The 24,990-nt window shown below is 70.5% G+C and carries 23 protein-coding genes and 2 pseudogenes; 15 read left to right on the top strand and 10 right to left on the bottom strand.

Annotation, left to right across the window (positions count from 1 at the left end; genetic code table 11):
* The first annotated feature begins 94 nt into the window (after positions 1–94).
* Together ABFJ78_RS31420 and ABFJ78_RS31415 are read left to right on the top strand one after the other, a co-directional pair.
* Positions 95–1,639: an acyl-CoA synthetase gene (locus ABFJ78_RS31420; protein WP_436390192.1), complete on the top strand. Its 1,545-nt coding sequence runs from the start codon at positions 95–97 to the stop codon at positions 1,637–1,639.
* Complete coding sequence (locus tag ABFJ78_RS31415; RefSeq protein WP_436390191.1) at positions 1,639–2,181, top strand: TetR/AcrR family transcriptional regulator; 543 nt, start codon at positions 1,639–1,641, stop codon at positions 2,179–2,181. The genes ABFJ78_RS31420 and ABFJ78_RS31415 overlap by 1 nt, the downstream gene beginning before the upstream one ends.
* Here the strand turns inward: ABFJ78_RS31415 and ABFJ78_RS31410 are convergent.
* The gene (locus tag ABFJ78_RS31410; protein WP_436390190.1) at positions 2,178–2,573 is read right to left on the bottom strand and encodes a TIGR03618 family F420-dependent PPOX class oxidoreductase; all 396 of its coding nucleotides are present in this window, start codon (positions 2,571–2,573) and stop codon (positions 2,178–2,180) included. The two genes, ABFJ78_RS31415 and ABFJ78_RS31410, sit on opposite strands and share 4 nt — an antisense overlap.
* A 156-nt stretch (positions 2,574–2,729) precedes the next feature.
* Between ABFJ78_RS31410 and ABFJ78_RS31405 the strand changes: the two genes are divergently transcribed.
* Entirely contained in the window at positions 2,730–3,935 is a 1,206-nt protein-coding gene (locus tag ABFJ78_RS31405) for a glycosyl hydrolase family 8 (protein WP_436390189.1), read from the top strand.
* 68 nt (positions 3,936–4,003) lie between these two features.
* Here the strand turns inward: ABFJ78_RS31405 and ABFJ78_RS31400 are convergent, their stop codons facing one another.
* Entirely contained in the window at positions 4,004–4,987 is a 984-nt protein-coding gene (locus ABFJ78_RS31400) for a Gfo/Idh/MocA family protein (RefSeq protein WP_436390188.1), read from the bottom strand.
* A gap of 96 nt (positions 4,988–5,083) precedes the next feature.
* Between ABFJ78_RS31400 and ABFJ78_RS31395 the strand changes: the two genes are divergently transcribed.
* The 11 genes from ABFJ78_RS31395 (at position 5,084) to ABFJ78_RS31345 (ending at position 15,623) form a co-directional block, all read left to right on the top strand.
* Positions 5,084–6,031: an ABC transporter substrate-binding protein gene (locus tag ABFJ78_RS31395; RefSeq protein ID WP_436390187.1), complete on the top strand. Its 948-nt coding sequence runs from the start codon at positions 5,084–5,086 to the stop codon at positions 6,029–6,031.
* Complete coding sequence (locus ABFJ78_RS31390; RefSeq protein ID WP_436390186.1) at positions 6,018–6,896, top strand: amino acid ABC transporter permease; 879 nt, start codon at positions 6,018–6,020, stop codon at positions 6,894–6,896. The genes ABFJ78_RS31395 and ABFJ78_RS31390 overlap by 14 nt, the downstream gene beginning before the upstream one ends.
* Positions 6,889–7,656, top strand: coding sequence for an amino acid ABC transporter ATP-binding protein (locus tag ABFJ78_RS31385; protein ID WP_436390185.1), 768 nt, complete (start codon positions 6,889–6,891; stop codon positions 7,654–7,656). Before ABFJ78_RS31390 ends, ABFJ78_RS31385 begins: the two co-directional genes overlap by 8 nt.
* Entirely contained in the window at positions 7,653–9,371 is a 1,719-nt protein-coding gene (locus tag ABFJ78_RS31380; RefSeq protein WP_436390184.1) for an aminotransferase class V-fold PLP-dependent enzyme, read from the top strand. Before ABFJ78_RS31385 ends, ABFJ78_RS31380 begins: the two co-directional genes overlap by 4 nt.
* Before the next feature lie 44 nt (positions 9,372–9,415).
* Positions 9,416–9,796 carry an effector-associated constant component EACC1 gene (locus ABFJ78_RS31375; RefSeq protein ID WP_436390183.1) on the top strand — a complete coding sequence of 127 codons (381 nt, stop codon included), beginning with the start codon at positions 9,416–9,418 and terminating at the stop codon, positions 9,794–9,796.
* A gap of 166 nt (positions 9,797–9,962) precedes the next feature.
* On the top strand, positions 9,963–11,546 hold the full coding sequence (locus ABFJ78_RS31370) for an alpha/beta hydrolase (protein WP_436390182.1): 1,584 nt from the start codon (positions 9,963–9,965) through the stop codon (positions 11,544–11,546).
* Positions 11,547–11,700: 154 nt separating this feature from the next.
* Entirely contained in the window at positions 11,701–12,600 is a 900-nt protein-coding gene (locus ABFJ78_RS31365) for an ABC transporter ATP-binding protein (protein WP_436390181.1), read from the top strand.
* A complete protein-coding gene (locus ABFJ78_RS31360) occupies positions 12,597–13,328 on the top strand; it encodes an ABC transporter permease (RefSeq protein ID WP_436390180.1) in 732 nt (243 codons plus the stop codon). The genes ABFJ78_RS31365 and ABFJ78_RS31360 overlap by 4 nt, the downstream gene beginning before the upstream one ends.
* Before the next feature lie 57 nt (positions 13,329–13,385).
* Positions 13,386–14,003, top strand: a complete 618-nt coding sequence (locus ABFJ78_RS31355; RefSeq protein WP_436390179.1) for a hypothetical protein — start codon at positions 13,386–13,388, stop codon at positions 14,001–14,003.
* On the top strand, positions 14,000–14,311 hold the full coding sequence (locus ABFJ78_RS31350) for a transcriptional regulator (RefSeq protein ID WP_436390178.1): 312 nt from the start codon (positions 14,000–14,002) through the stop codon (positions 14,309–14,311). The genes ABFJ78_RS31355 and ABFJ78_RS31350 overlap by 4 nt, the downstream gene beginning before the upstream one ends.
* A gap of 1 nt (position 14,312) precedes the next feature.
* On the top strand, positions 14,313–15,623 hold the full coding sequence (locus ABFJ78_RS31345) for a DNA polymerase IV (RefSeq protein WP_436390177.1): 1,311 nt from the start codon (positions 14,313–14,315) through the stop codon (positions 15,621–15,623).
* 3 nt (positions 15,624–15,626) lie between these two features.
* Here the strand turns inward: ABFJ78_RS31345 and ABFJ78_RS31340 are convergent, their stop codons facing one another.
* The 6 genes and pseudogenes from ABFJ78_RS31340 to ABFJ78_RS31315 all read right to left on the bottom strand — a co-directional run bounded on the left by ABFJ78_RS31340 (position 15,627) and on the right by ABFJ78_RS31315 (position 21,135).
* Positions 15,627–16,706, bottom strand: a complete 1,080-nt coding sequence (locus ABFJ78_RS31340) for a glycoside hydrolase family 88 protein (protein ID WP_436390176.1) — start codon at positions 16,704–16,706, stop codon at positions 15,627–15,629.
* 134 nt (positions 16,707–16,840) lie between these two features.
* Positions 16,841–17,497: a FadR/GntR family transcriptional regulator gene (locus ABFJ78_RS31335; RefSeq protein ID WP_436390175.1), complete on the bottom strand. Its 657-nt coding sequence runs from the start codon at positions 17,495–17,497 to the stop codon at positions 16,841–16,843.
* The gene (locus tag ABFJ78_RS31330; RefSeq protein ID WP_086671686.1) at positions 17,494–18,519 is read right to left on the bottom strand and encodes an ABC transporter permease; all 1,026 of its coding nucleotides are present in this window, start codon (positions 18,517–18,519) and stop codon (positions 17,494–17,496) included. The genes ABFJ78_RS31335 and ABFJ78_RS31330 overlap by 4 nt, the downstream gene beginning before the upstream one ends.
* Positions 18,516–19,220 (bottom strand): annotated as a pseudogene (locus ABFJ78_RS31325) (ATP-binding cassette domain-containing protein); the annotation flags it as partial. The pseudogene ABFJ78_RS31325 and the gene ABFJ78_RS31330, both read right to left, overlap by 4 nt.
* Positions 19,221–19,538: 318 nt before the next feature.
* Positions 19,539–20,009 (bottom strand): annotated as a pseudogene (locus ABFJ78_RS31320) (ATP-binding cassette domain-containing protein); the annotation flags it as partial.
* Positions 20,010–20,160: 151 nt separating this feature from the next.
* Complete coding sequence (locus ABFJ78_RS31315; protein ID WP_436390174.1) at positions 20,161–21,135, bottom strand: substrate-binding domain-containing protein; 975 nt, start codon at positions 21,133–21,135, stop codon at positions 20,161–20,163.
* A gap of 367 nt (positions 21,136–21,502) precedes the next feature.
* On the opposite strand from ABFJ78_RS31315, the gene ABFJ78_RS31310 reads away from it, so the two are divergent.
* The gene (locus tag ABFJ78_RS31310) at positions 21,503–22,627 is read left to right on the top strand and encodes a CapA family protein (protein ID WP_436390173.1); all 1,125 of its coding nucleotides are present in this window, start codon (positions 21,503–21,505) and stop codon (positions 22,625–22,627) included.
* Positions 22,628–22,929: 302 nt separating this feature from the next.
* Here ABFJ78_RS31310 and ABFJ78_RS31305 read toward each other — a convergent pair whose 3' ends face one another.
* Positions 22,930–23,946, bottom strand: a complete 1,017-nt coding sequence (locus tag ABFJ78_RS31305; RefSeq protein WP_436390172.1) for a family 2 encapsulin nanocompartment cargo protein polyprenyl transferase — start codon at positions 23,944–23,946, stop codon at positions 22,930–22,932.
* Positions 23,943–24,990 (bottom strand): family 2B encapsulin nanocompartment shell protein (locus ABFJ78_RS31300; RefSeq protein ID WP_436390171.1); only part of this gene is annotated, 1,048 nt, incomplete at its 5' end. The genes ABFJ78_RS31305 and ABFJ78_RS31300, both read right to left, overlap by 4 nt.

Raw genomic sequence — 24,990 nt, 5'->3', positions numbered from 1 at the left:
CGTCGAGGTCATCCTTGTCCGGTGTTGACGCCCGGCTGACCGCGACGCACCATAGACCGATCTATGGTCCAGCGCCGGCCCGAGGAGCCCTCCGATGCCCGAAGACGTCCGCCCCCGTGTCCGGTTGTTCGGCGAGCTCCTGGCGCACTGGGCGCGGGAACGGCCCGGCGACACCGCGCTGATCTTCGGCGACCGGCAGTGGACCTGGGCGGACTTCGACGAGCGCGTCCGGCGGCTCTCGGGCGCGCTCACCGCCGCCGGGGTCGGCAAGGGCGACCGCGTCGCCTTCGTCGACAAGAACCACCCCGCCTGCCTGGAAACCACCTTCGCGGCCGCGGGGGTCGGCGCCGCGAACGCCGTGGTCAACTGGCGGCTCTCCGGTGACGAGCTCGCGTACGTCCTCAAGGACGCCGGCGCGAAGGTCGTCTTCGTCGGCGCCGAGCTCGTGCCCGCGTTCGACGCGGTCCGCGACCGGCTGCCCGCCTTGGAACGCGTGATCGTCGTCGGCGGCGACCACGACGAGTACGAGGCCTTCCTGACCAGCGCGGCGCCGCACACCGCGACCGATTCGGACGAAGACGACGGCGTCCTGATCATGTACACCAGCGGCACCACCGGCTTCCCCAAGGGCGCGGTGCTGACCCACCACAGCGTCATCGCGCACGGCCTCGCCGCGGGGACCGCGTTCCCGATCGGCCCCGGCGACGTCAACCTCGTCGCGATGCCGCTGTTCCACGTCGGCGGCAGCTGCTACGCCGTTTCCGGGTTCCTCTACGGCGAGCCGTCCTACCTGACGCGCGAGCCGGACGCGGCGTCGCTGTTCGCCGCGCTGCAGGCGGGGATCACGCACGCCTTCCTGGTGCCCGCCGTCGTCGCCGGGATCGCGCAGGCCGGCGAGGCCGCGCTGAAGGCGTTCTCGCGGTTGAAGTACCTCTGCTACGGCGCCTCGCCGATGCCGCTTCCGTTGCTGCGCACGGTACTCGCGGCCTGGCCGGACGTCCGGTTCGCGCAGGTCTACGGCATGACCGAGCTGTCCGGTGCGGTCACCGCGCTGGACCCGGAGGCGCACCGCGACGCCACGCATCCCGAGCGCTTGGCGTCGGCGGGCACCGCACTGTCCGGTGTCGACATCCGGATCGTCGACCCCGTCACCCAGGAAGACGCCGAGGTCGGTGAGGTCTGGGTGCGCACCGAACAGCGGATGGCGGGCTACCTCGGCAAGCCGGAGGCCACCGCGGAGACCATTGTGGACGGCTGGGTGCGCACCGGCGACGTCGGGCGCCTCGACGACGGCGGGTTCCTGTTCCTCGAAGACCGCGTCAAGGACATGATCATCACCGGCGGCGAGAACGTCTACTCGCCGGAGGTCGAGCGCGTCGTCGCGGAGTTCCCCGGCGTCACCGAGGTGGCCGTGATCGGCGTGCCGGACGACCGGTGGGGCGAGCAGGTCAAGGCCGTCGTCGCCGGTGATCAGCTCGACGCCGACAAGCTGATGGAGTTCTGCCGGGAGCGGCTGGCCCACTACAAGTGCCCGCGCAGCGTCGACGTCGTGGAAGCGTTGCCGCGCAACGCGACCGGCAAGATCCTGAAGCGTTCGCTGCGCGAGCCGTACTGGCGGGACCGGGACCGGAACGTCTGATGCCCGCGGTCACGCGGCAGGCGTACTTCGAGGCCGCGCTGGACGTGCTGGCGGAGCACGGGTTCACCGAGCTGAACGTGGGCCGGCTGTGCCGCGCCCTCGGCGTCACGAGCGGGTCGTTCTACCACCACTTCGGCGGCTGGCCGGGGTTCGTCGAGCGGCTCCTGGAGCACTGGGAGAACCGGCAGGTGCTGATCCTGCGCGCGCGGAACTTCGGCACGGGCGGGCCGTCGGCGGACTTCGCCGCGTTGATGGACCTGACGCTCGGGCTGCCGCACGAGGCCGAGGCCGCGATCCGCGCGTGGGCGGCGAACGACGAAACCGTGCGGGCGGCCCAGAAACGCGTCGACTCGGCGCGGCTGCGCACGGTCGGGACGGCGGTCAAGGGAATCGTCGGCGACGGCGACCTCGCGCGGACGCTGACGTCGCTGGGCATGGCGCTGCTGGTCGGGCACCAGCAGCTGGCGTCGGCGGGGGAGCACAGCGAACTGGCGACCCTGCTGGCGGAGTACACGCGGCTGGTGCACTCCCGCCGGGCTTAGGCGTTGCCGAGGACCCGCGTGATCGCGATCTCCAGGACGACCCGCTGCGGGTTCGGCTTGGGCTGCCGGTAGCGGGCGGCGTAGCGGTTTTCCGCGTCCCGCACGGACTCCGGGTCGTCGCGCAGCACCGCGCGTCCCTCCAAAGTGGACCACTTCGGGCCTTCCAGCTGGCAGACCGCGACGGGCACGCCCTCGGCGCCCGCGGCCCGGATCATCCGGGCCTTGACGGATGTGCCGAAGGTGATCACGCGCGCGAGCCCGGCCTCGAAGTCCACGGTCACGCCGACCGCGACGACGTGCGGGGTGCCGTCCGGCCGGACCGTGGTGAGGGTGGCCAGCCGGCGCTCGGTCCAGAACGCGCGGAAGTCGGGGCCGCGGTCGTCGATCTTCATGGGGTCCACGCTAGCCCGTCCGGGTGGCCGGAGGCGCCGTGGGACCACTCACGGTCATAGTAAGGAAAGTTTCCTAACAGTCTTGACCTGGTCTTGAACCTTCTGTCAGGCTCTGATCGCCCTCGCCGCAGCCAACGATGTCTTTACGGAGGAGCGATGAAGAAGATCGTCCGGGCGGTGGTGGCCGCGGCCGCGCTCGCCGCCGGGCTGCTGAGCGTGCCCACGACCGCGTCCGCGGCCGGCACTCCGTACGTACCGGGGACCCTGCGGCCGTCCGTTTCCCAGGCCACGCAGGACGCCGCGCTGCAGAAGTACTACGACTTCTGGAAGAAGAACTTCCTGACGACCAAGTGCGGCAGTGGCACCTACGCCGTGCTGTCCAAGGACGCCGACCACTCCTTCGTCGCCGAGGGCGAGGGGTACGGCATGACGATCTCGGCGATGATGGCCGAGAAGGACCCGCAGGCCCGCGCGATCGTCGACGGGATCCTGAAGTTCGTGAAGGCGCACCCGTCGGTCAACAACAAGGACCTGCACGCGGCCGAGCAGGACGCGAACTGCAAGAGCGTCAACGGCAGCGACTCCGCCACCGACGGCGACCTCGAAATCGCCTACGGCCTGCTGATCGCGGACAAGAAGTGGGGCAGCGCCGGCTCGGTCAATTACAAAGCCGAGGCCGTCCGGATCATCAACGCGATCAAGAAGAGCGAGGTCAACGGCACGACGAAGTTCACGCTGCTCGGCGACTGGGGCAACGACGCGGAGTACCGGAACAGCTCCCGTTCGTCGGACTGGATGCCCGGCCACCTGCGCGCGTTCGCCGCGGCGACCGGCGACAGCTTCTGGACGTCGGTCCGCACCCGCTCGGAGACGGCGGTGAGCCAGCTGCAGTCGTCGTACGCGCCGAACACGGGGTTGCTGCCGGACTTCGTGGTCAACACGAACTCGACGCCCAAGCCGGCCCCGGCGGACTTCCTGGAAGGGCCGTACGACGGCAAGTACAGCTGGAACGCGTGCCGCGACCCGTGGCGCCTGGGCGCGGACGCGATTTCGTTCTCCGGCAGCGCGGCGGCGGCGCAGGTCCGCAAGATGAACACGTGGATCAAGTCGGCGACGGGCGGTGACCCGGCGAAGATCCAGAGCGGGTACTCGCTGTCTGGCTCGAAGACGGAGAGCGGTCAGCACCCGTGCTTCACGGCCCCGTTCGCGGTGGCGGCGATGACGGACGCGGGCAGCCAGGCATGGCTGGACAAGCTGTGGACGGCGGTCTCGACGTGGTCCCCGGACGCGACGGACTACTACGGGACGGGCATCACTGTCCAGGTGCTGCTGATCCTGAGCGGCAACTACGTGGCCGCTTAGGCTGGGTCCCAAGTCCGTGAATGGCACATTGAGGGACGCCAAGTCCCCCAATGTGCCATTCACGGCGTTCAGCTGGGCTCGCGCACCGGCAGCCCGGCCGCCCGGTAGATCTCGTCGATCACCGTCATCGTCTCCACCGCGTCCGCCGCCGACGTCTGCACCGGCGCGCCCTCCAGCACCGCCGCCGCGAACGCGTCCAGCTGGTACTCGTACGTCGCCCGGCGCGGGAACTTCTCCGTGTGCCGGACGCCGTCGATCTTGGCCGTGAACCGGTGGTACGCCTGCGGCATCAGCGGGTTGACCACCCGGACCGACCCGCGCGAACCGGTCACCACCGCACTGATCCGCAGTACCGACGACGACCACATCGAGCACGTCACCCGGCCCGTGTGGCCCGAAGGGAAGCGAAGCTCCGCGGTCATCGCCCGGTCGACCCGCGGTGACCGCAAGCGAGCAGAAGCCGAAACGACCGAAGGCCTCTCGCCGCCGAACACGCGGGCCATGTGGACCGCGTAGCAGCCCGCGTCCATCGTCGCGCCGCCCGCCAGGTCGTAGTCGTAGCGGATGTCCGAGAACTTCGGCAGCGGGAAGCAGACAGCCGTCTCGACCCGGACCAGAGAACCCAGCGCGCCCGACGCCACGATCTCCTCCACCCGCAACGCCAGCGGGTGGTAGCGGTAGTGGAACGCCTCCATCACGACGCGGTCCGACTCGGCGGCCAGCGCGGCGATCTCCCGGGCCTCCGCCGCGTTCGCCGTGAACGGCTTCTCGCACAGCACGTGCTTGCCCGCTTCGAGCGCCGCCCGCGTCCACTTGCCGTGGAGGCCGTTCGGCAGCGGGTTGTACACCGCGTCGATGTCCGGGTCCGCCAGCAGCTCCTCATAAGACCCGTACGCGGCCGGGATCCGATGCCGCGAAGCAAACGCTTGCGCACGATCCACGGAGCGCGCGGCGACGGCCGTCACCGAGACCGAAGAGTGCGAAGAAGCGGGCTTGACCAGGGCAGCGGGGGCGATGCGAGCCGCCCCCAGGACGCCGATCCGCAGGCTCATGCCGTGAAGCTAGCACCGACCAAGATTTCAACAGCCAGTTGACCTATTCAACAACGAGTTGTACCGTTCCGGCCAGCCGAACAGTGGAGGTCCGTTATGTCCCGTTGTCGTGCCGCACAGGCAGTGCTGCTCGCGAGCCTGGCCGTCCTCGTGACGGCCTGTGGTGGTGGTCCGGACGGCGCGGGCGGGACGTCTCAGGCCGCCGGCGCGCCCGCGTCCGGCATCCCGGACACCGCCGCGATCGTCCAGGGCGTGCAGAAGGACGCCCAGCTCAACGCGGCCCTGCCGGACAACGTCAAGTCCGCGGGCCTGCACCTGGCCTCGAACCTGCAGTCCGCGCCCAACAACTTCTACGCCGCCGACGGCAAGACGCCGATCGGCTACGAGGTCGACCTCGCCAAGGCCATCGCCGCCAAGCTCGGCGTCACCGTCACCCACCAGGACATGGCGTTCGGCTCGCTCATCACCAGCCTCCAGTCCGGCCGCATCGACCTGACCATGGCCGGCATGAACGACACCAAGGCCCGCCAGGCGCAGATCGACTTCGTCGACTACTTCACCTCGGGCATCACGATCATGATCCGCAAGGGCAACCCGGACGGCATCACCGGCCCGGACACGCTCTGCGGCAAGAGCGTCGCCGTCGTGCAGGGCACCAGCCACCAGAAGTTCGCCGAAGCGCAGAGCACGAAGTGCACGCAGGCCGGCAAGCCCGCGCTCACCGTCACCGCGACCGACAGCGACAACCAGAACCAGAACCAGCTGCGCACCGGCCGCGTCGCCGCGATCCTCAACGACCTGCCCAGCGCCGTCTACATCTCGCGGACTGCCGGTGACGGCAAGTTCTTCGAGGTCGTCCCGGGCGAGCCGATCGAGGGCGGCCCGTACGGCATCGGCGTCAACAAGACCAACACGCCGCTGCGCGACTCCGTCCAGAAGGCGCTGCAGGCCCTGATCGCCGACGGCACCTACGGCAAGATCCTGCAGGCCTGGGGCGTCGAGCAGGGCGCGATCAAGGAGGCCGCGGTCAATGGCGGGTCCTGAACCGCTCCCGATCGTCCGGCTCCGCCACTGGGGCCGGTGGGTCGCCGCCGCCATCATCCTCGCGCTGCTCGTCCTGCTGGGCATCGCGCTCGGCAACGCGCAGATCGCGTGGAGCCAGGTCCCGGACTTCGTGTTCTACCGCATCATGGCGACGGGCCTGCTCAACACGGTCATCCTCGCCGTGCTGTCCCAGGCCGTCGCGATCGTGCTCGGCATCGTCATCGCCCTGCTGCGCCGCAGCGCCAACCCGGTCGCGCGGTGGTTCGCCGCCGGCTACATCTGGATCTTCCGCGGCCTTCCGGTGCTGCTGCAGATCCTGCTCTGGTACAACCTGGCGCTCGTCTTCCCCGTGATCGACATCCCGTTCCTCGTCCACGAGCAGACGAACGTGCTGATCAGCGCGTTCACCGCCGCGTTCCTCGGCTTGGCGCTCAACGAAAGCGCGTACATGGCCGAGATCGTCCGCGCCGGGCTGAACAGTGTGGACAGTGGCCAGACGGAGGCGGCGAAGTCGATCGGCATGACGCCGGCCGCGACGCTGCGCCGGGTCGTCCTGCCGCAGGCCATGCGCGTGATCATCCCGCCCACCGGCAACGACTTCATCAACATGCTCAAGGGCACGTCGATGGCGTCGGTGATCGGCGTGACCGAGCTGATCCACGCGGCCAACAACATCTCGTCGAACAACCTGCTGGTCATGGAAACGCTGCTGGCCGCGGCCGTCTGGTACATGGTCGTGGTGACCGTCGCCGGCGTCGGCCAGCACTACCTGGAACGCGCGTTCGGCCAGGCCGATCGCGGGCCGCTCGCCCGGGCCGGCAAGGCGTTGCGCGGCGTGCCGCTGGTGAGGAGTGCCCGTGTCTGAACCACTGCTGCGCGCCGTCGGCGTCCGGAAGTCCTACGGCCACACCGAAGTCCTCGGCGGCATCGACCTGGAAGTCCGCAAGGGACAGGTCGTCTGCCTGCTCGGCCCGTCCGGCGCCGGGAAGAGCACGTTCCTGCGCTGCATCAACCACCTCGAGACGATCGACGCCGGCCAGATCTGGGTCGACGGCGAGCCGATCGGCTTCCGGCAACGCGGCGGGAAGCTGTACGAGCTGCGCGAACGCGAGGTGGCGCGGCAGCGGCGTGACATCGGCATGGTGTTCCAGCGGTTCAACCTGTTCGCGCACCGGACGGCGCTGGAGAACGTCGTCGAGGGCCCGATCCGGGTACTCGGCCTGAAACCGGACGACGCGCGCAAGCAGGGGCTCGAGTTGCTCGATCGCGTCGGGCTCGCACACCGGGCCGACGCCTACCCGGCGCAGCTGTCCGGCGGGCAGCAGCAGCGCGTGGCGATCGCGCGGTCGCTGGCGATGAAGCCGAAGCTGATGCTGTTCGACGAGCCGACGTCGGCGCTCGACCCGGAGCTGGTCGGGGAGGTGCTGGAAGTGATGAGTACGTTGGCGGGGGAGGGGATGACGATGGTCGTCGTGACGCACGAGATGAGCTTCGCCGCGGAGGCCGCCGACGAGGTGGTGTTCCTGGCCGACGGCGCCGTCGTCGAGACCGGGCCGCCGTCGGAGGTGCTGAGCGCGCCGAAGCACGACCGCACCCGGCAGTTCCTGGCGAGGATCCTCGCGTGACGCGGATTTCGCCCCGGTACCTGCTCCAGTTCGACGAGCCCGCCGGCTACCTCGACTTCGCCCGGTTCGGCCCGCCGTCGCACGCGGTGCTCGACACGACGGCCGCCCTGCTCGACCAGGCCACCATGGCCGGTCCGTCCACTGTGGACGAGTTGATGCGGCAGGAGATCCGGGCCAAGGCGGCCGCCGCGCGGCTGTCCGGTTCGGACACCGACCACACCGTGCTGCTCCCGAACACGAGCCTCGGGTTGTTCCAGGCCGCGTTCCACAGCTCGGGCGAAGTGCTGGTGTCGGCGTCGGAGTTTCCGGCCAACACCTACCCGTGGGCCCGCGCCGAGCAGGCCGGACGGCTTCGGGTCCGACGGCTGACCAGCGGCTATGTGACGCCCGAGCGGGTCGCGGAAGCGTTGACGCCGGAGATCACGACGGTCAGCGTCAGCGCGGTCGACTTCCGCACGGGCTACCGCGCCGACCTCGCCGCGCTGCGTGACGTCGTCGGCGACCGGCTGCTGGTCGTCGACGGCATCCAGGGCTTCGGCGTCGTCGAGGAGCCGTGGGAGGTCGCCGACGTCCTGGTCGTCGGCGGGCAGAAGTGGCTGCGCGCGGGCTGGGGGACCGGCTTCGCGGTGCTGTCGGATCGCGCGTTGGACCGGATGGACCCGGTGCTGTCGGGCTGGACCGGCGCCCGCGACCCCGGCCTGTTCGACGACGAGATCCACCCGCCGGACGCGACCGCGCAGGCCTGGTCGATCTCCAACCTCAGCCCGATCACGTCCGGCGCGTTCGCCGAGGCCCTCGAACTGGTCGAGGACGCCGGCGTCGGCGCCATCGCGGCGCGGATCGCCGAGCGGCTGGGCGCGTTCGAAGAGGTGCTCGCGGCCTGCGGCGCCGAAGTCGTCTCCGCTGTTGATCGCCGTGCGGGAATCCTGGCGTTCACGCTGCCCGGCCACCCCGCCGAACAGGTCGGCGCGGCGCTGGCGAACGCGGGGATCGCGGCGACCGTGCGGCCCGAGCACGTCCGGCTGTCGCCGCACGCGTCGACCCCGGCGGCGGCCGCCGACCTGCTCCGGGAAGCGTTGGAGACGTTGACGAAACCGCGCGAACCACTGGTGGTTCCGGCCGCCGGCGCGACGACGCACGAGGTGCTGACGGCGCTGGTGCCGGCGATCCCGGGCCTCGCGGCGATGCTCGGGCCGGGCAACGAGGTGCTGCTGCACGACCTGAGCCGGCTGCCGGACTCGATCGTCGCCATCGCGGGCGACCTGACCGGCCGCAGCGTCGGCGGCCCGATGACCGACCTGCTGCTCGGCCTGGTCCGCCGCGGCACGACCCAGGACCTGACGAACTACCGCACGCACGGCCCGGACGGCCGCGCGATCCGGTCGTCGACGCTGTTCCTGCGCGACGCCGACGGGGTCGCCGTCGGGTGCCTGTGCGTCAACAGCGTGGACGCGTCGGCTTCGGCGGGCGGCAACGGCGAGCCGGAGACTTTCCCACCGGACGTCGACAGCCTGCAACGGTTCCTCGTCGACCGCGCGGTGACGAAGGCCGGGATCCCGGTGGACCTGATGAAGAAGCGGCACAAGGCGGCGGTGGTCCGGGAACTCGACGAAGCCGGGTATTTCCTGATCAAGGACGCGGTCGACCACCTGGCCGGCCGCCTCGACGTCACGCGGTACACGATCTACAACTACCTCAACGAAATCCGTGCCTGATCGGGGCCTTGCCCCCGATCGTTCCGGAGCGGAGCATGGCGCCCATGACCGAACCGGACACGCGGCGCGCGCTGCTGCGGCTCGAGCCGGACGACGAGGCGGACGCGGAGGAGCTCGACCGCCTCGCTCGCCGGCTGCGCGCCGAGCTGGGCGAGCTGGACGTCGACTTGCGCGCGTTGCCGGCCGAGGCACCGGCGGGCGCGAAGGCGGCGGACCCGGTGACGGTCGGCTCGCTAGTGGTGGCGTTCAGCGCGGCGGGCGGGGTGTTCCCAGGCCTGGTGGAGACGCTGAAGGAGTGGCTGGGCCGCCAGGCGGGCAAGCACAAGATCAAGGTGACGATCGACGGCGACACGGTGGAGCTGGAGAGGGCGACGACGGCGGAGCGGCAGCAGCTGATCGAGGCCTTCGTCCGGCGGCACGGCTGATCTTCGGCCGTCCACTCCGGACGGAGACGTCCTGCTCGGTGCCCGGTGCATCCGATTTCCGCCTTTCGTAGGGCATTCCTCGCCGCTACCCCGTTTGCCCTGCCCGAAGGTCGGGGAGCGGGTCTAGGGTTCTCCCGCCCGAAGTCGCAGGGAAAGGGAGGAATCAGTGAGACGTAGCGTTTTCGCCGCGGTCGCCGGCGCCGCGGTGGCGTCCGCGCTCATCACCGCGCCGGCCGCGACCGCCGCGCCCGAGCAGGCCGCGCCGCAGGCCGGAACGATCGCCTGGGGGCCGTGCACCGATCCCACGCTCGTCGCCGCCGGGGCCGAATGCGGGTTCCTCAGCGTGCCGCTCGACTACTCGAAGCCGCACGGTGACCGGATCCAGCTCGCCGTCGACCGCGTCCGGCACAAGGTCCCGGACGCGCAGTACCAGGGCGTCATGCTGACCAACCCCGGTGGCCCCGGCGGTTCCGGCCTGCTGCTCGCCACCCGTGGGCCGCGCGTGCCCAACCACGCCGGCGACGCCTACGACTGGATCGGCTTCGACCCGCGCGGCGTCGGCTCCAGCAAGCCCGCGCTGAGCTGCGACCCGAACTACATGGACTACAACCGGCCGGTCTACGCGCCGGTCACCCCGCAGCTCGAGAAAACCTGGCTCGCCCGCTCGAAGGGCTACGCCGAGGCCTGCGCGAAGAACAACCCGAAGGCCCTGCTGGAGAACATGAAGACGACCGACACGGTCAAGGACATGGACTCCATCCGCCAGGCGCTCGGGGCGAAGCAGCTGAACTTCTACGGCTACTCCTACGGCACCTACCTCGGCCAGGTCTACGGCACGCTCTACCCGAAGAACGTCCGCCGGATGGTCCTCGACTCGACCGTCGACCCGCGCGGTGTCTGGTACGGCGACAACCTCAACCAGGACGTCGCCTTCGACAAGAACATCCTCATCTGGTTCGGCTGGCTCGCCCAGCACGACGACGTCTACCACCTCGGCAAGACGCAGGCCGCCGTGCAGCGCGTGGTCAACGAACAGCTGCTCAAGACGACCTTCAACCCCGCCGGCGGCGTGATCGGCCCGGACGAGATCCTCGACGTCATCCAGCAGGCGAGCTACTACCAGCTGCGGTGGACGCTCCTGGGCGACGCGCTGTCCCGGTTCGTCAACCAGGGCGACTGGCAGAACTGGAAGTCGCTGTTCGAGGCCTTCGGCGGCCGCGGCGACGACAACGGCTACGCGGTCTACCTCGCCGTCCAGTGCACCGACGTCCAGTGGCCGACCAGCTGGAACCAGTGGAAGCGCGACAGCTGGCAGACCTTCGCCAAGGCGCCGTACTTCACCTGGCAGAACGCGTGGTTCAACGCACCCTGCCTCTACTGGCCCGCGAAGGCCGGCAAGCCGACCAAGATCGACGGCAAGGGCGTCCAGAGCGTCCTGATGATCGACGAGACGCTCGACGCGGCGACGCCGTACCCGGGCAGCCTCGAGGTCCGCGGCCGCTTCCCGGGCGCTTCGCTGATCGCGGAGCCGGGCGGCACCAGCCACGCGATCACCCCGCGCGGCAACGCCTGCGTCGACAACAAGATCGCCGACTACCTGGCGACCGGCGCGCTGCCGGCCCGCAAGCCGGGTCGCACGGCCGACGTCGAGTGCGCCCCGCTGCCGCAGCCGACGCCCCCGGCGCCGACCGCGGCGAAGGCCGACGTCGCGGCGACGCAGGGTCTCGTGTCCGGGCGGTTCACCGGCTGACCTGCGAAAACCCCTCATGGACGGGGTGTCGGGCCCAGTGCCCGGCACCCCGTTTTTCGCGCTCTCCGACACCGGGGGCTTTGAACCGACGCGGACTTTGTGTTACAAAGTGCGAGTCGAGTTTGCGTTTCAAAGTTCAGAAGGGAGGGACGCCATGACTGGGGGACCGGCGTTCGCGCTGCGGGGCCTGACCAAACGGTTCGGCGGGGTCACCGCCGTCGACGGGGTGTCCGTCGAAGTCGCCCGCGGGGAGGTCATCGCGCTGCTCGGGCCGAACGGCGCGGGCAAGTCGACCACCGTCGACATGCTGCTCGGGCTGACCAAGCCGGACGCGGGAGCCGTCACCGTCGAGGGCGGCAACCCGCGCGAGGCCGTCGACCGGGGGCTCGTCGGCGCGATGATGCAGAACGGCGCGCTGCTGGGCGACGTCACGGTCGGCGAGATCGTCGACCTGATCGTCTCGACGCACGCGAACCCGCTGCCGGCGAGCGAGGTGATCGCCCGCGCGGGCCTGGAAAACCTCGTGAAACGCCGCTGCGGCAAGCTGTCCGGCGGGGAACGCCAGCGCGTCCGGTTCGCCCTCGCGCTGGCCGGCGACCCGAAGCTGCTCGTGCTCGACGAGCCGACCGCCGCGATGGACGTCGACGGCCGGCGTGCGTTCTGGGCGGCCATCCGCGAGTTCGCCGCCGGCGGCCGGACCGTGCTGTTCGCGACGCACTACCTCGCCGAAGCCGAGGACTACGCCGACCGCGTCGTGCTGATGCGCCACGGCGTGGTCGTCGCCGACGGGCCGGTCGCCGAGGTCCGGGCCGCGGTGTCCGGGCGGGTGCTCAAGGCCGCCGTCCCGGGCGCCGCCGAAAGCGACCTGGCGCGGCTCGCCGGCGTCACGTCCGTCCAGCTGCGCGCCGGCCGGGCCGAGCTGGCCTGCGCCGACTCCGACGCCGCCGTCCGGGCGCTGCTGGCGCAGTTCCCGCAGGCGGCCGACATCGAAATCACCGCGCTCGGGCTCGAAGAGGCCTTCCTGGCGCTGACCGCCGAGGAGGCCGCCGCGTGAACACGACCTACCTGAGCCTGGAGATCAAGCGGATCGTCCGCAGTCCCCAGTTCACGATCTTCACCATCGGCATGCCGGTGGCCATGTTCCTGCTCTTCGGCTCGATCTTCGGCAAGCTCGTCGCGCCGAACGGGCTGGCGTCGGACGTCCAGACCATGATCAACCTGGCCGCGTACGGGGCGAGCGGCGGCGCGCTGTTCACCGGCACGCGGGTGGCGCAGGAACGCACCGAAGGCTGGCAGCGGCAGCTACGCCTGACGCCGATGCGCGGCCCCGGCTACCTGGTCGTCAAGGTCATCTCGGCGATGGCTGTGGCGCTGCCGGTGCTCGTCGTCGTGTTCCTCGCGGGCCTGGCGATGGGCGTCGAGATGACGGCGGCCCAGTGGGGTCTGGTGCTGGTGTCGCTGTGGCTCGGTGTCCTCCCGTTCGCCGTGCTGGGCCTGGCCATCGGCCTGTTCGGCAAGGGTGACACGGTCGGCGCGGTCACCGGCGCGCTGATGATGCCGCTGGGCATGCTCGGCGGCCTGTGGATCCCGCTGTACGTCCTCCCGGACTGGATGGCGACCGTCGCGCACTTCTTCCCGACGTTCTGGCTCGGCCGGGTGGGTCTCGAACCCCTCGCGCACGCCGGCGGGATGGGGCTCGCGGTGCTCGTGCTCGCGGGGTGGCTGGTCGTGCCCGCGCTGATCGTGGTGCGCCGGTTCCGGCTGGACACGGCGCGGCTGTAGGTGCGTGTTAGCTTCCGTGCAGTACTGAGGGGTCTGCGCGGACGAAGGGCGGAGAGGGTGGACGACGAGCCGTTGTCGGCGGAGGAGTCGCTGAACCTGATCGCCCAGCAGAACCGGCGCAACCGCCGGGAACTGGGCGGGGGCCCGGCGCGGATGCTCGCGGCCTGGGCCCTCGCCTGGCTGCTCGGCTGGGGTTTCACCTACTACGCGACGACGACCGGCCGCATCCCCGGCTGGGTCGGCGGCGTGGTCGTGGCGGTGCTGTTCGTCGCCGCGATGGGCTACACCGGCTACGTCAGCGCCCGGGCCGGGCGGGGGATCCGCGGCCCGTCGAAGACCGTCGGCGCGATGTACGGCTACAGCTGGGCGCTCACGTCGGTCGGGCTGACGGTCGTCGACGTCCGGATCACGCAGTTCCAGGCGCTCTCCTCCGACCAGGTGTCCCTGCTGTGGTCGGGCACCTGGCTGCTGCTCACCGGCGCCCTGTACCTGGCCGGGGGCATGCTCTGGCAGGACAAGCTGATGTACGGCCTCGGCGCGTGGATGATCGTGTCCTCGGCGCTGAGCGTGCTGGTCGGGTTCCCGGCCAACTTCCTGGTGCTGGCGGTCTGCGGCGGTGGCGGGTTCCTGCTCGCCGCGATCGTGTACTTCGTCCGCGAGAAGAAGTCGCGATGAGCGAGCTGCCGCAGCTCGACCCGGTCATCCACGCCCAGGCGCGGCTGCGGGTCACGGTCGCGCTCGCCGGCCTGCGCGCCGGCGACCAGATCACCTTCCCGCGGCTGCAGCAGCTCCTGGACATGACGGCGGGCAACCTCTCGACGCACCTGCGCAAGCTCGAGGACGCCGAGTACGTCGAGATCACGAAGGCCTACGAGCACCGCACGCCGGTCACCCTGGTCAAGCTGACCGCGGCCGGCCGGGCGGCGTTCGAGAACTACACCAAGGCGCTCCACCAGCTGCTGGACGCCACCGGCGGGGACTGACGTGGCCCGTTGGGTGATCCACCTCGACCTGGACGCCTTCTACGCGTCGGCCGAGCAGCTCACCCGCCCGACGCTGGCCGGGCGCCCGGTGCTCGTCGGCGGCACCGGACCCCGCGGCGTCGTCGCGGGCGCGAGCTACGAATCGCGGGCGTTCGGCATCAAGTCGGCGATGCCGATGGCCCAGGCGCGGCGGCTGCTCCCGGCGAACGGCGTGATCGTGCCACCGCGGTTCCGCGTGTACGAACGGCTCAGCCAGGAGGTGTTCGCCGTCGTGACGTCGGTGGCGCCGGTGCTGGAGAAGATCTCCCTCGACGAGGCGTTCGCCGAGCCGCCTTCGCTGGCGGGGGCTTCTTTGGCCGAGGTCACGGCGTTTTGCGCCTCCCTGCGGGCCCGGATCCGCTCGGAAACCGGCTTGGTGGCGTCGATCGGCGCGGGCAACGGCAAGCAGATCGCCAAGATCGCCTCCGACGAGGCCAAGCCGGACGGCCTGCTGGTGGTGCCGCAGGGCACCGAACGCGAGTTCCTCGCGCCGCTGCCGGTGCAGGCGCTGTGGGGGATCGGGCCGGTGGCGGAGGGGAAGCTGCGGTTCATCGGCGTCCAGACGCTCGGGCAGCTGGCGGCACTGTCCGAACAGGACGCGGTGGCCACGCTGGGCGGCGTGGTCGGCCGCGACCTGCGCCGCCTGGCGACGGGCTTCGACGACCGCCCGGTGGCCGACCGCGGCGAGACCAAGCAGGTCAGCGCGGAAACGACGTTCGACACGGACATCATCGACCTGGCCACGCTTCGGACGGAAGTCCGGCGCATCGCGGTGGGGGCGCACAAGCGGCTGGTGAAGGCCGAGCGGGTGGCGCGGACGGTGGTGATCAAGCTGCGCCACACGGACATGCACACGGTGACCCGCTCGGAAACGATCTCCGCCCCGACGGACGACTTGACGGAGCTGTCGGCGGTCGCGGAGCGGCTGTTGCTCGACCCGGCGGAGTTCGGCGGGATCCGCCTGGCGGGGGTGGCGTACAGCGGGCTGTCGGTGCCGCACCAGGACGCGCTGTTCACCCTGGCGGCACCTTCGGTGCCTTCGACGTCGACGGTGGTCGCGGCCCCGGCGCCGGTGGCAGCACCGCCATCGGAGTGGCGCCAGGGCGACGACGTGGTCCATTCCGAGTACGGAACAGGCTGGGTCCAGGGCGCGGGCCACGGCCGGGTGACGGTCCGCTTCGAGCACCGGACGAGCGGCCCCGGCGTCGCGCGCACCTTCCCCCAGTCGGACCCGGCCCTGACCCGCGGCGATCCCGGGGACTGCCTGAAGTAGGGCCTACTCCGCCGAGCAGCCCTGCAGCTTCGCCACTTCCTGGCCCGCCAGCAGGAACGCCCCCACGCCGAACGCCGACGTGTCGGTCGCGTGCGCCGTCGCCGGGCGGTCGCCCACCGGCTGGACGTAACCCACCAACCCGTTGGCCTGCAACGCCTTCGTCGACAGCGCCGTCCACGCCTTGTCCACCACCGGGCGGTAGCGGGCCGCGTCCAGGATGCCCGCCGTGATGCCCCAGCCGATGCCGTACGTGAAGAACGCCGTGCCGCTCGTCTCCGGGCCGCCGTGGTCCCACGGGTTCAGCAGGTCGGAATTCCAGAAGCCGTCACGCCGCTGCAGCAAGGACAACGAGAACGCCATCTTCTTGAACACCCGCAGGTACTCCGGCCGGTGCGGGTCGTCGGCCGGGAGCACCTGCAGCACCTTCGTCAGCGCCGCCAAGGCCCAGCCGTTGCCGCGCGACCAGAACACGCCCGAACCCTTGAACCGCTCGTCGCGGTACCAGAGGCCGGTGAACTCGTTGAACAGCTTGTGCTCGGAAGACGAGAACAACTGGTCCATCGCGTCCAAATAGGACGAATTGTGGTCGATCAGGCTCATCCGCGCGAACGACGGCATCGCCATGTTCAGCGCGTCCACGTAGTTCCAGTAGTCCCGGTGGCCCGCCTGCACGGAAGCCACCTCGTCGCGAATGCGCGTGCGGATCGAGTCGAGCGGGATCTCCGGGTGGAAGTACGTGTACAGGTCCAGGTACGCCTCGCCGGCCGCCTGGTTGTCCGGGAAGAACGGCCGCTTCGGGTCGAGCGGCAGCTGGTAGCCGTTGGCCTGGGCCCACGGGTACGTCTTGTGGTTGGACTGGCCGGTGGTCCGGACCAAGGCCAGGTTGCCGACGTGGAACGTCGCGTTCTGCCAGTCGGCCGGGCCGGGGTTCGTCCCGTTCGCCGCCCAGTAGTTGCCCGCGGCGACCATTTCGTCCGCGACGGCGCAGGAAACGGCGGCGGAAGCGACCGGCGCCGTCATAAGACTGCCCGCCACGGCCGCGGCCGCGAGCACGCCGAAACCACGAATACCCGGGAAACGCATGGAAGCGTCCTCCTCCACGATCAGTTGCGGGGGTCCGGGTGGCGGAGCCCCCGGCTGGGGCGAAGCCCCTAATGTTTCAGCACCTCATGGCGGCGGGTCGGTCGCAGCGAGTGAAGCGCTTCCCGCTGGGCGTGTCAAGGTGCCGGTGAGCGGTACGGCGCAACGGTTTCCAGCAGCCGGCGGGCCGCCGACTCGGCCCCGTCGGCGTTCTTCGCCAGCACCAGCGTCAGCACGCGGGAATGCGCGACCAGCTCCAGCGGCTCGCCGTGCGCTCGCAGCGCCGCCACGACCGGGACGTGCAGCTGGGCGATCAGCGCGTTGCCGGACGCGCGGATCAGCGCCGCGTGGAACCGCGAATCGGCGGCGTGGAACGCTTCCGCGTCGGCCTGCTCGACCGCGTCCGCCATCAGTTCGTACGCCGCGGCCATTGCCGAAAGTTCGTCAGGACGCCGGTGCTGCGCGGCCATCCGCGCGGCCTGCGGTTCGATCGCCAGCCGCAGTTCCGCCAGCTCACGCAGGTGCCGCGGCCGGTCGGGGCCGTTGACGCGCCAGGCGATGACGTCGGGGTCGATCGCGTCCCACGCGTCGGGCGGCAGCGTCCACGTGCCGACCCGCGGCCGCGCCGTGACCATGCCCTTGGACTCCAGCACGCGCAGCGCCTCGCGGACCACGGTCCGGGACGCCGCGAAGCGCCGGCCGAGCTCCTCGGGGACGAGCGGCTGCCCGTCCCCGAGGACGCCTTCGACGATGAGCCTGCCCAGCTCGTCCACGATGCGCGCGTGGAGATTCACTCGGGCAGGCCGACGCGACGCTCCCCGCTGCGCAGCTGCTGCAGCACGACCGCGATCACGAGCAGGGCGCCGTGGGCGACGTTCTGCCAGAACGGGTTGATGCCCAGCCCGGACATGCCGTTGTCGAGCACGCCCAGGATGACCACCGCGAGCACCGTCGAAATGATCGACCCGCGGCCGCCCTTGAGCATCGTGCCGCCGAGCGCGGCGCCGGTGACGGCCTGCAGCTCCAGGCCCTCGGACCCGGACACCGGCTGGCCCGAGCCGGTCCGCGCGGTGATCAGGATGCCCGCGACCGCGGCGACCACGCCGGCCAGCGCGTAGACGCCGATGATGTACCGGTTGATGTTGATGCCCGCCAGCCGCGCCGCGGTGTCGTTGCCGCCGATGGCGTAGACGTTGCGGCCGATGTCGGTGTACTTCAGCAGGAAGTGCAGCAGCGCCGCGACGATCAGGAACACCCACACCAGCGACGGCAGCCCGAGCACGGATCCCTTGGCCAGGAAGATGAACAGGTCGTCGCCGCCGGTGTAGCCCTGCGACTTGCCGTCCGAGATGACCTGTGCGACACCCTTGTAGGTGGCGAGCATGGCCAGCGTCGCGACGACCGGGTTGACCCGGCCGAAGATGATGATCATGCCGTTGATCAGGCCGCAGACGATGCCGATGCCGATCGCGGCGAGGATGCCGACCTCGGCGTTGCCGGTCGAGGTGAACACCATCGCGGAGATGACCGACGCGAGCCCGGCCATCGAGCCGACCGAGATGTCCAGCGCGCCCAGGATGATCACCAGCGTCTGGACCAGGGCCAGCAGCCCCATGATGGTGATCGCGCTGCCGATGAGCAGCAGGTTGTTGGTGCGCAGGAAGTTGTCGTTCAGGATGCTCAGCAGGACGATCAACGCGATCAGCGTGATGATCAGGCTCGAGTTCTGCACGCCGATGCCGGTGAGCACGCGGCGCGCGGCGCTAGGTTGCGCCGGAGCGGCGGGGGCCGAGGTTTCCTTGGTGGGGGTACTCATGCGCCGATCTCCTGGGCTTCTTCCACGGCTGGTTCGGTTTCGGGGATGGCGAGGGTCAGCACGGCTTCCTCGGTCGCCTCTTCGCGGCCGATCTCGCCGGCCAGGCGCCCGGCCCGCATGACGAGGATGCGGTCGGCGAGCGTCAGCACCTCGGGCAGGTCGGAGGAGATGACCAGCAGCGCGATGCCTTCCGCGGCGAGGCCGTCGATGATCCGGTAGATCTCGGCCTTCGCGCCGACGTCGACCCCGCGCGTCGGCTCGTCGAGGATCAGCAGCTTCGGCCGCCGCGCGAGCCAGCGCGCGAGGACGGCCTTCTGCTGGTTGCCGCCGGACAGCTTGCGGACTTCCTGCTCCATCGACGGCGTCCGCACGCGAAGCTCGCGTACGTACTCCTCGACGAGCGCGCGTTCCTTCGCGCGCTTCACCACACGGAAGCGGCGAAGCCGGTCGAGGACGGCGATGGAGACGTTGTCGCGTACGGACCGCTGCATGAGCAACGCGTCCGTCTTGCGCTCTTCGGGCGCGAAACCGATTCCCGCCTTCACGGCGTCACCCGGGTTGTGCGCGCGAAGGCGCTTCCCGTCGAGCGTGACGGTCCCGGACCGGATCGGCAGGTCACCGACGATCGCACGAGCCAGCTCCGAGCGTCCGGCGCCGACCAGACCGGCCAGGCAGACGACCTCGCCCGCGCGGACCTGCAGAGAGATGCCGGTGACGTCGTCGGTCGTGACGTCGTCGAGCTTCAGCACGACGTCGCCGGTGTCCTGCGTGACGCGGCGCTCGAGGGCCGAGAGGTCGCGGCCGATCATCATCCGCACCAGGCCGGGCTCGTCGGTCTCCGCGACCTGCTGGACGCCGACGAGCTTCCCGTCGCGCAGCACGGCGACGCGGTCGGCGAGCTGGAAGATCTCCTTCATCCGGTGCGAGACGTAGACGACCGCGACGCCGCTGTCGCGCAGCCGTCCGATCAGCCGGAAGAGCGCCTCGACTTCGTGTTCCGACAGCGACGACGTCGGCTCGTCGAACGCGATCACCTTCGGCGGCGTGGCCGCGGTGAGGACGCGCAGGATCTCGACGAGCTGGCGCTGCGCGGGGGAGAGGGCGACGCCGAGCGTGGCCGGGTTAAGGACGCCTTCGAAGCCGTACTCGACGAGCGCGTCGTGCGTCGCCTTCATCAGCGTGCGGCGGTTGAAGACGCGCGCCTTCGCGGGGAGTTCGCCGACGAAGACGTTCTCCGCCACCGAAACGTGCGGGATGATCTCGGGTTCCTGGTAGATCACGCGGACCCCGGCGGCCATCGCCGCGCGCGGGGTGTCGAACGCGACCTCGGTGCCGTCCAGGAGGAGCCGGCCGTCGTCGGGGCCCTGGTCGCCGGAGAGGACGCGCAGCAGCGTCGACTTCCCGGCGCCGTTCTCGCCCATCAGCGCGAGCACCTCGCCGGAGCGGAACTCCAGCGAGACGTCGTCGAGGGCGGTGACGCCGGAGAAGCGCTTGCCGATGCCCTCGACGGCGAGCGCGGGAGGAGAGGAGGACATGGTCGCCTTCCGTACGGCGGAGCCCGGCCCGCACTTTCACGTGAAAGTGCAGCTTTGCGGTGCAAAGCGCAGCTTTCACGTGAAAGCTCCGGGCCCGGGGGTGCGGTCAGGTGCAGTTGACGCCGGCCTGCTTGTAGTTGTCCTTGTTGACGATCGTGGTCTTCGCGATCGTCTCCGCGGGCAGCTCCTTGCCGTTCTTCACCTTGTCGACGAGGACCTGGATCGCCGAGCGGCCGACCTCGGCGCCGGAGATGTAGAGCGCGGACTTGTTGCCGGTGTCCTTGCCCGCGGCCCAGTCCTTGCAGTCGAGGTACGCGCCGAGCCCGACGCCGATGATGTTGCTCGCCTGCACGCCGGAGTTGGCCAGCGCGGTCACCACGCCGGTCTCGTTCTCGTCGTTGCAGCCCCAGACGACCCAGTGCTTGACGCCGGGGTTGGAGCCGATCACCGCGCCGGAGCGGTTCTGCGCGTCGACCGGGGTGTTGTCGGTGCCGACGTCGATCACCTGGACGTCGGCGCCCGCGGCCTTGGCGAACGCCGACTTCGCGGCGCCGACGCGGTCGGTGCAGACGGACAGGTCCTGCTTGTAGGCGCTGATGATCTTCGTGTCGGCGGCGGTCCAGCCGGCCGCCTTGAACAGCTTGCCCGCCTCGGTGCCGACCGAGTCGCCCATCTGGCTGCCGTTGAAGCCGACGAACGGGGCCTTCGCGCCGGTGCCGTCCTTGATGACGTCGTCGGAGGCGATCAGCGGGATGCCCGCGCTCTTGGCCTTGTCGATCACCTGCGGGCCGATGGCCTGGTCGGGGACGACGATGGCGACGCCGTTGGCGCCCTGCGCGACCGCGGCGTCGAGTTCGCTGATCGCCTTGTTGGCGTCGTTGCCGAGGTTGACGACCTTGAGCTCGACGCCGAGCTCCTTCGCCTTCTCCTGCGCCCCTTGCGCCTGCTCGACGAAGTACTGCTGGTCACCCTGTTTCTGCAGGTAGTAGAGGGTGATCTTGCCGTTCGCGGGCGCCTGCTGCTGCGGCGCGGCGGTGTCTTTGCCCGAGGAGCACGAAGCCAGCAGGACACCGGAAATCAAACAACAACCAACAGCGCTCCAGGCGCGCAGCCTGTGCGAGTGTGGGGACATCGTTGCTCCCAAGGAGGCCGGGGGTCGAGTGGCGCGCGCGGGCGCCGCGGAGTGACTGGTATTACAAAACACCCGTTCGTGGAGCGTCAAGCCGCAGTTAGCGGAGCGAGACCTACTCTCCGTAGTTGCATCGTGGCACGAGTGGGTGTCATTTATCGTATTTTTTCCCTGCTGTCCTGCGCGTTGTCCGGTTTTGTCCTGTGCGAATGTTCTGATCGGTGTTGTCGACTGTGGTGGAAGTTTTTGGTGACCGGGATGCCGTCTCTGCCGGTTTCGCCCGGCTGGCAGGATGGCCGGACCACGTTAGGGGGACCCGATGACGAAGCACCGCGTCGCCGCGCTCGCCGGGGTCGCCGTCCTGGTGGCCGCCTGCAGCAGCCCGCCGCAGTCCGGCCCGGCGCCGACGCCCTTTCCCGAGACTCCGTCTTCTTCGGCTGCTGCCCCGGAGGGCTCCTTCAGCGTCGTCGCGACCGGCGACGTCCTGATCCACCCCGCACTGACCGAGCAGGCCGAGGCCGACGGCGGCGGGAAGATCGACTACCGGCCGCTGCTGGCCGGGATCAAGCCGCTGATTTCCGGCGCCGACCTGGGGATCTGCCACCTCGAGACGCCGCTGGCGCCGGAAGGCGGGCCGTACAGCGGGTACCCGTCGTTCAGCGCGCCGCCGGAGATCGCGGACGCGCTCAAGGACACCGGCTACGACACGTGCTCGACGTCGTCGAACCACACGATCGACCAGGGCGCCGACGGCGTGAAGCGGACGCTGGACAAGCTCGACGAGACCGGGATCAAGCACACCGGCTCGGCGCGGTCGGCGGCGGAGGCGGCGAAACCGCTGATCCTGGACGTCAACGGCGTGAAGGTCGCGCAGGTTTCGTACGCGTTCGGGTTCAACGGGATCAAGGTCCCGGCGGGCAAGCCGTGGCTGGCCAACCAGATCGACGTCGACGACGTCCTGGCGTCGGCCCGCAAGGCACGTGAGGCGGGGGCGCAGGTCGTGATCGCGAGCCTGCACTGGGGCGTGGAGTACCAGCACGACCCGACGGCCGAGCAGCGGTCGCAGGCGAAGAAGATCCTGGCGTCGGACGACGTCGACCTGATCGTCGGCCACCACGCGCACGTGGTCCAGCCGTTCGAGAAGATCGGCGGCAAGTGGGTGGCGTACGGCCTCGGCAACAGCGTGGCCCGCCATTCGGAGCCGCGCGGCGACACGGAGGAGGGCGCGGCGGCTCGGTTCCGGTTCGTGCGGGACGGGGACCGGTGGAAGGTCGACAAGGCCGAGTACATCCCGACCTACATCAAGCTCGACGCCCCGATCCGCCTTCTCGACTTGTCGACATCGCCGGCGTCGGCGCAGGTCACGAAGGCGCTGGGGGACACCGACAAGAACATCTTGAGCCTGGACGCCGACAAGGACGGCTTGACCCGACCCGGCAAGTGACGGCCGGGGTGGCAGGGGCTGCCTCGCCGATTGAGTCGGCTCCGCCGGCCCGCCGGCTGATCGGACGGGGTGGGCGGGCGCTGCCCCGCCCGCTCGCGGCCCTGGTCCGGCGAAACCGGCTCGGCGAACTCGGCCCGCCGGCCGCCCCGCCGATCAAGCGGGTGGGTGGCCCCGCCCCGGCCGGCCCTCCCCGCGACTCCGGCCTCGCGACTCCGGTCCCGGGATCCCGGTCTCGCGGCTCTGGCCTCGCGATCCCGGGCTCGCGATCCCGGCGCCGCGACTCCGGCCCCGCGACCCCTCCCTCAGTGCGTGCGGGTCGTGATCAGCCGGGCCAACGCCGCCAGCTCCGCCGCCGGCCGGGGCACCGGATTGACCGCCGCCAAGTCCCGCAACCCTTTCGCCACCAACGCCGCGGCCTGGGCCTGGCTCCACTGGCGGCCGCCCGCTTCATCCACGAGCGAAGCGGCGCGGGCCAGCTCCGCGTCGGTGAACGGATCCGTCCCCGCGTACAACGCCGCCAGCTCCGCGCCCGCCGCCGTGCCCGATGCCAACGCCGTCACCACCGGCAGCGACTTCTTGCGGTTCTGCAGGTCAGAGAACACCGGCTTCCCCGTCGAAGCGGGGTCGCCCCAGATGCCGAGCAGGTCGTCGACGTGCTGGAACGCCAGCCCGACCGACCGGCCGAACTCCCCGAACCGCGCCACCGCCTCCGGCCGCCCGGCGAGCAACGCGCCCAGCTGGCACGCTGCCCCGATCAGGGCCGCCGTCTTGCCGTTCGCCATCCGGACGCACTCCGCCGGCGTGACGTCGTCGCGCTGCTCGAAGTCCACGTCGGCCGCCTGGCCTTCCAGCAGATCCAGCACGCCCTGGGACAGCAGCTTCGCGCCCTCCGGCGTCAGCTGCTCGAACGCCACGCTCAGCAACGCGTCGCCGGCGAGCACCGCGGGCCCGGTGCCGAACACCGTCCACGCCGTCGGCCGGTGCCGCCGGGTGGTGTCGCCGTCCATGACGTCGTCGTGCAGCAGCGAGAAGTTGTGCACCAGCTCGACCGCGACGGCGGCGGGCACGGCGGCCGCGGGATCGCCGCCGGCGGCTTCCGCGCACAGCAACACGAGAGCCGGCCGCAGCGCTTTGCCGCCGTCCGCGGCCGACGGCTCGCCCCGCGCGTCCTCCCACCCGAAGTGGTAGCCGGCGATCCGCCGCATCGCGTCGGGCAGCCGCTCGGCCGAGGCGCGCAACGCCGGATCGACCAGGCCCTTGCTCCACGCGAGGACGTCGGTGAGCGGCCGGGCGGCGGTCCGGGAGTCCATGGTCGTCATGAGCGGCCGACCTCGACGTCGTCGAGCACGCCGAGCGCGTCCGGCACCAGCACCGCGGCCGAGTGGTAGGCACTGACCAAATAGGACGTCACGGCCCGATCGTTGATGCCCAGGAACCGGACGTTCAAGCCGGGCCGGTATTCGTCCGGCAGGGACTTCGGCCGCAGCCCGATCACGCCGGCGTCGTCCTCACCCGTCCGCATCGCCAGGATCGACGTCACACCCGTGTCGGTGATCGGGATTTTGTCGCACGGCAGGATCGGGACCCCGCGCCAGGCCATGACGCGTTTGCCGTCGAGGAGGGTGGTGTCGGGGTAGACACGGGTCCGGGTGCATTCGCGGCCGAACGCGGCGATCGCGCGGGGGTGGGCGAGGAAGAACTTCGTCTTGCGGCGCCGGCAAAGCAGGTCGTCGAGGTCCAGCGGGGTGGGCGGCCCGGTGCGGGTGGTGAGGCGGTGTTTGAGGTCGGCGTTGTGCAGGAGCCCGAAGTCGGTGTTGGTGACCAGGTCGTGCTCCTGCCGTTCCCGCAACGCTTCCACGGTCAGCCGCAGCTGTTGCTCGAGCTGGTTCATCGGGTTGTTGTAGAGATCCGTGACGCGGTTGTGGACGCGCAGCACGGTTTGCGCGACGGCCAATTCGTACTCGCGCGGCGAGGGGTCGTAGTCGACGTACGTGCCGGACAGGATTGGTTCGCCGTCGTGCCCGGCGGACAGGTCGATGGCGGCCTCACCGGCCTTGTTCGCCGGTTTCCGCGGCCGCGCAAGGGCTTCGGCGACGTGCGTCCGCAGCGGTTCGGACCGACCGTTGAGCCGGGCGTAAGCCGCGGCCGGGAGCACCAGCGCGATGACGCGCGTCGCGGCGCGGGCGGTGAACGACCACGTCGCGTCGTCGCGGGCGAGGAGTTCGGCGCCGAAGTGGTCGCCGTCGGTGACGGTGCCGAGGTGGGTTTCGTCGCCGTATTCGCCGCGGCCGTGCTGGGTGACTTTGCCGTGGGCCAGCAGGAACAGGGTGTCCAGCGGGGTGTCGGCGTCGACGATGGTGGCG

This window comes from Amycolatopsis sp. MEPSY49 (assembly GCF_051337345.1).
In the GTDB taxonomy this organism is placed as follows: Bacteria; Actinomycetota; Actinomycetes; order Mycobacteriales; family Pseudonocardiaceae; genus Amycolatopsis.
This window is presented reverse-complemented; position numbering and strand designations above follow the sequence as displayed.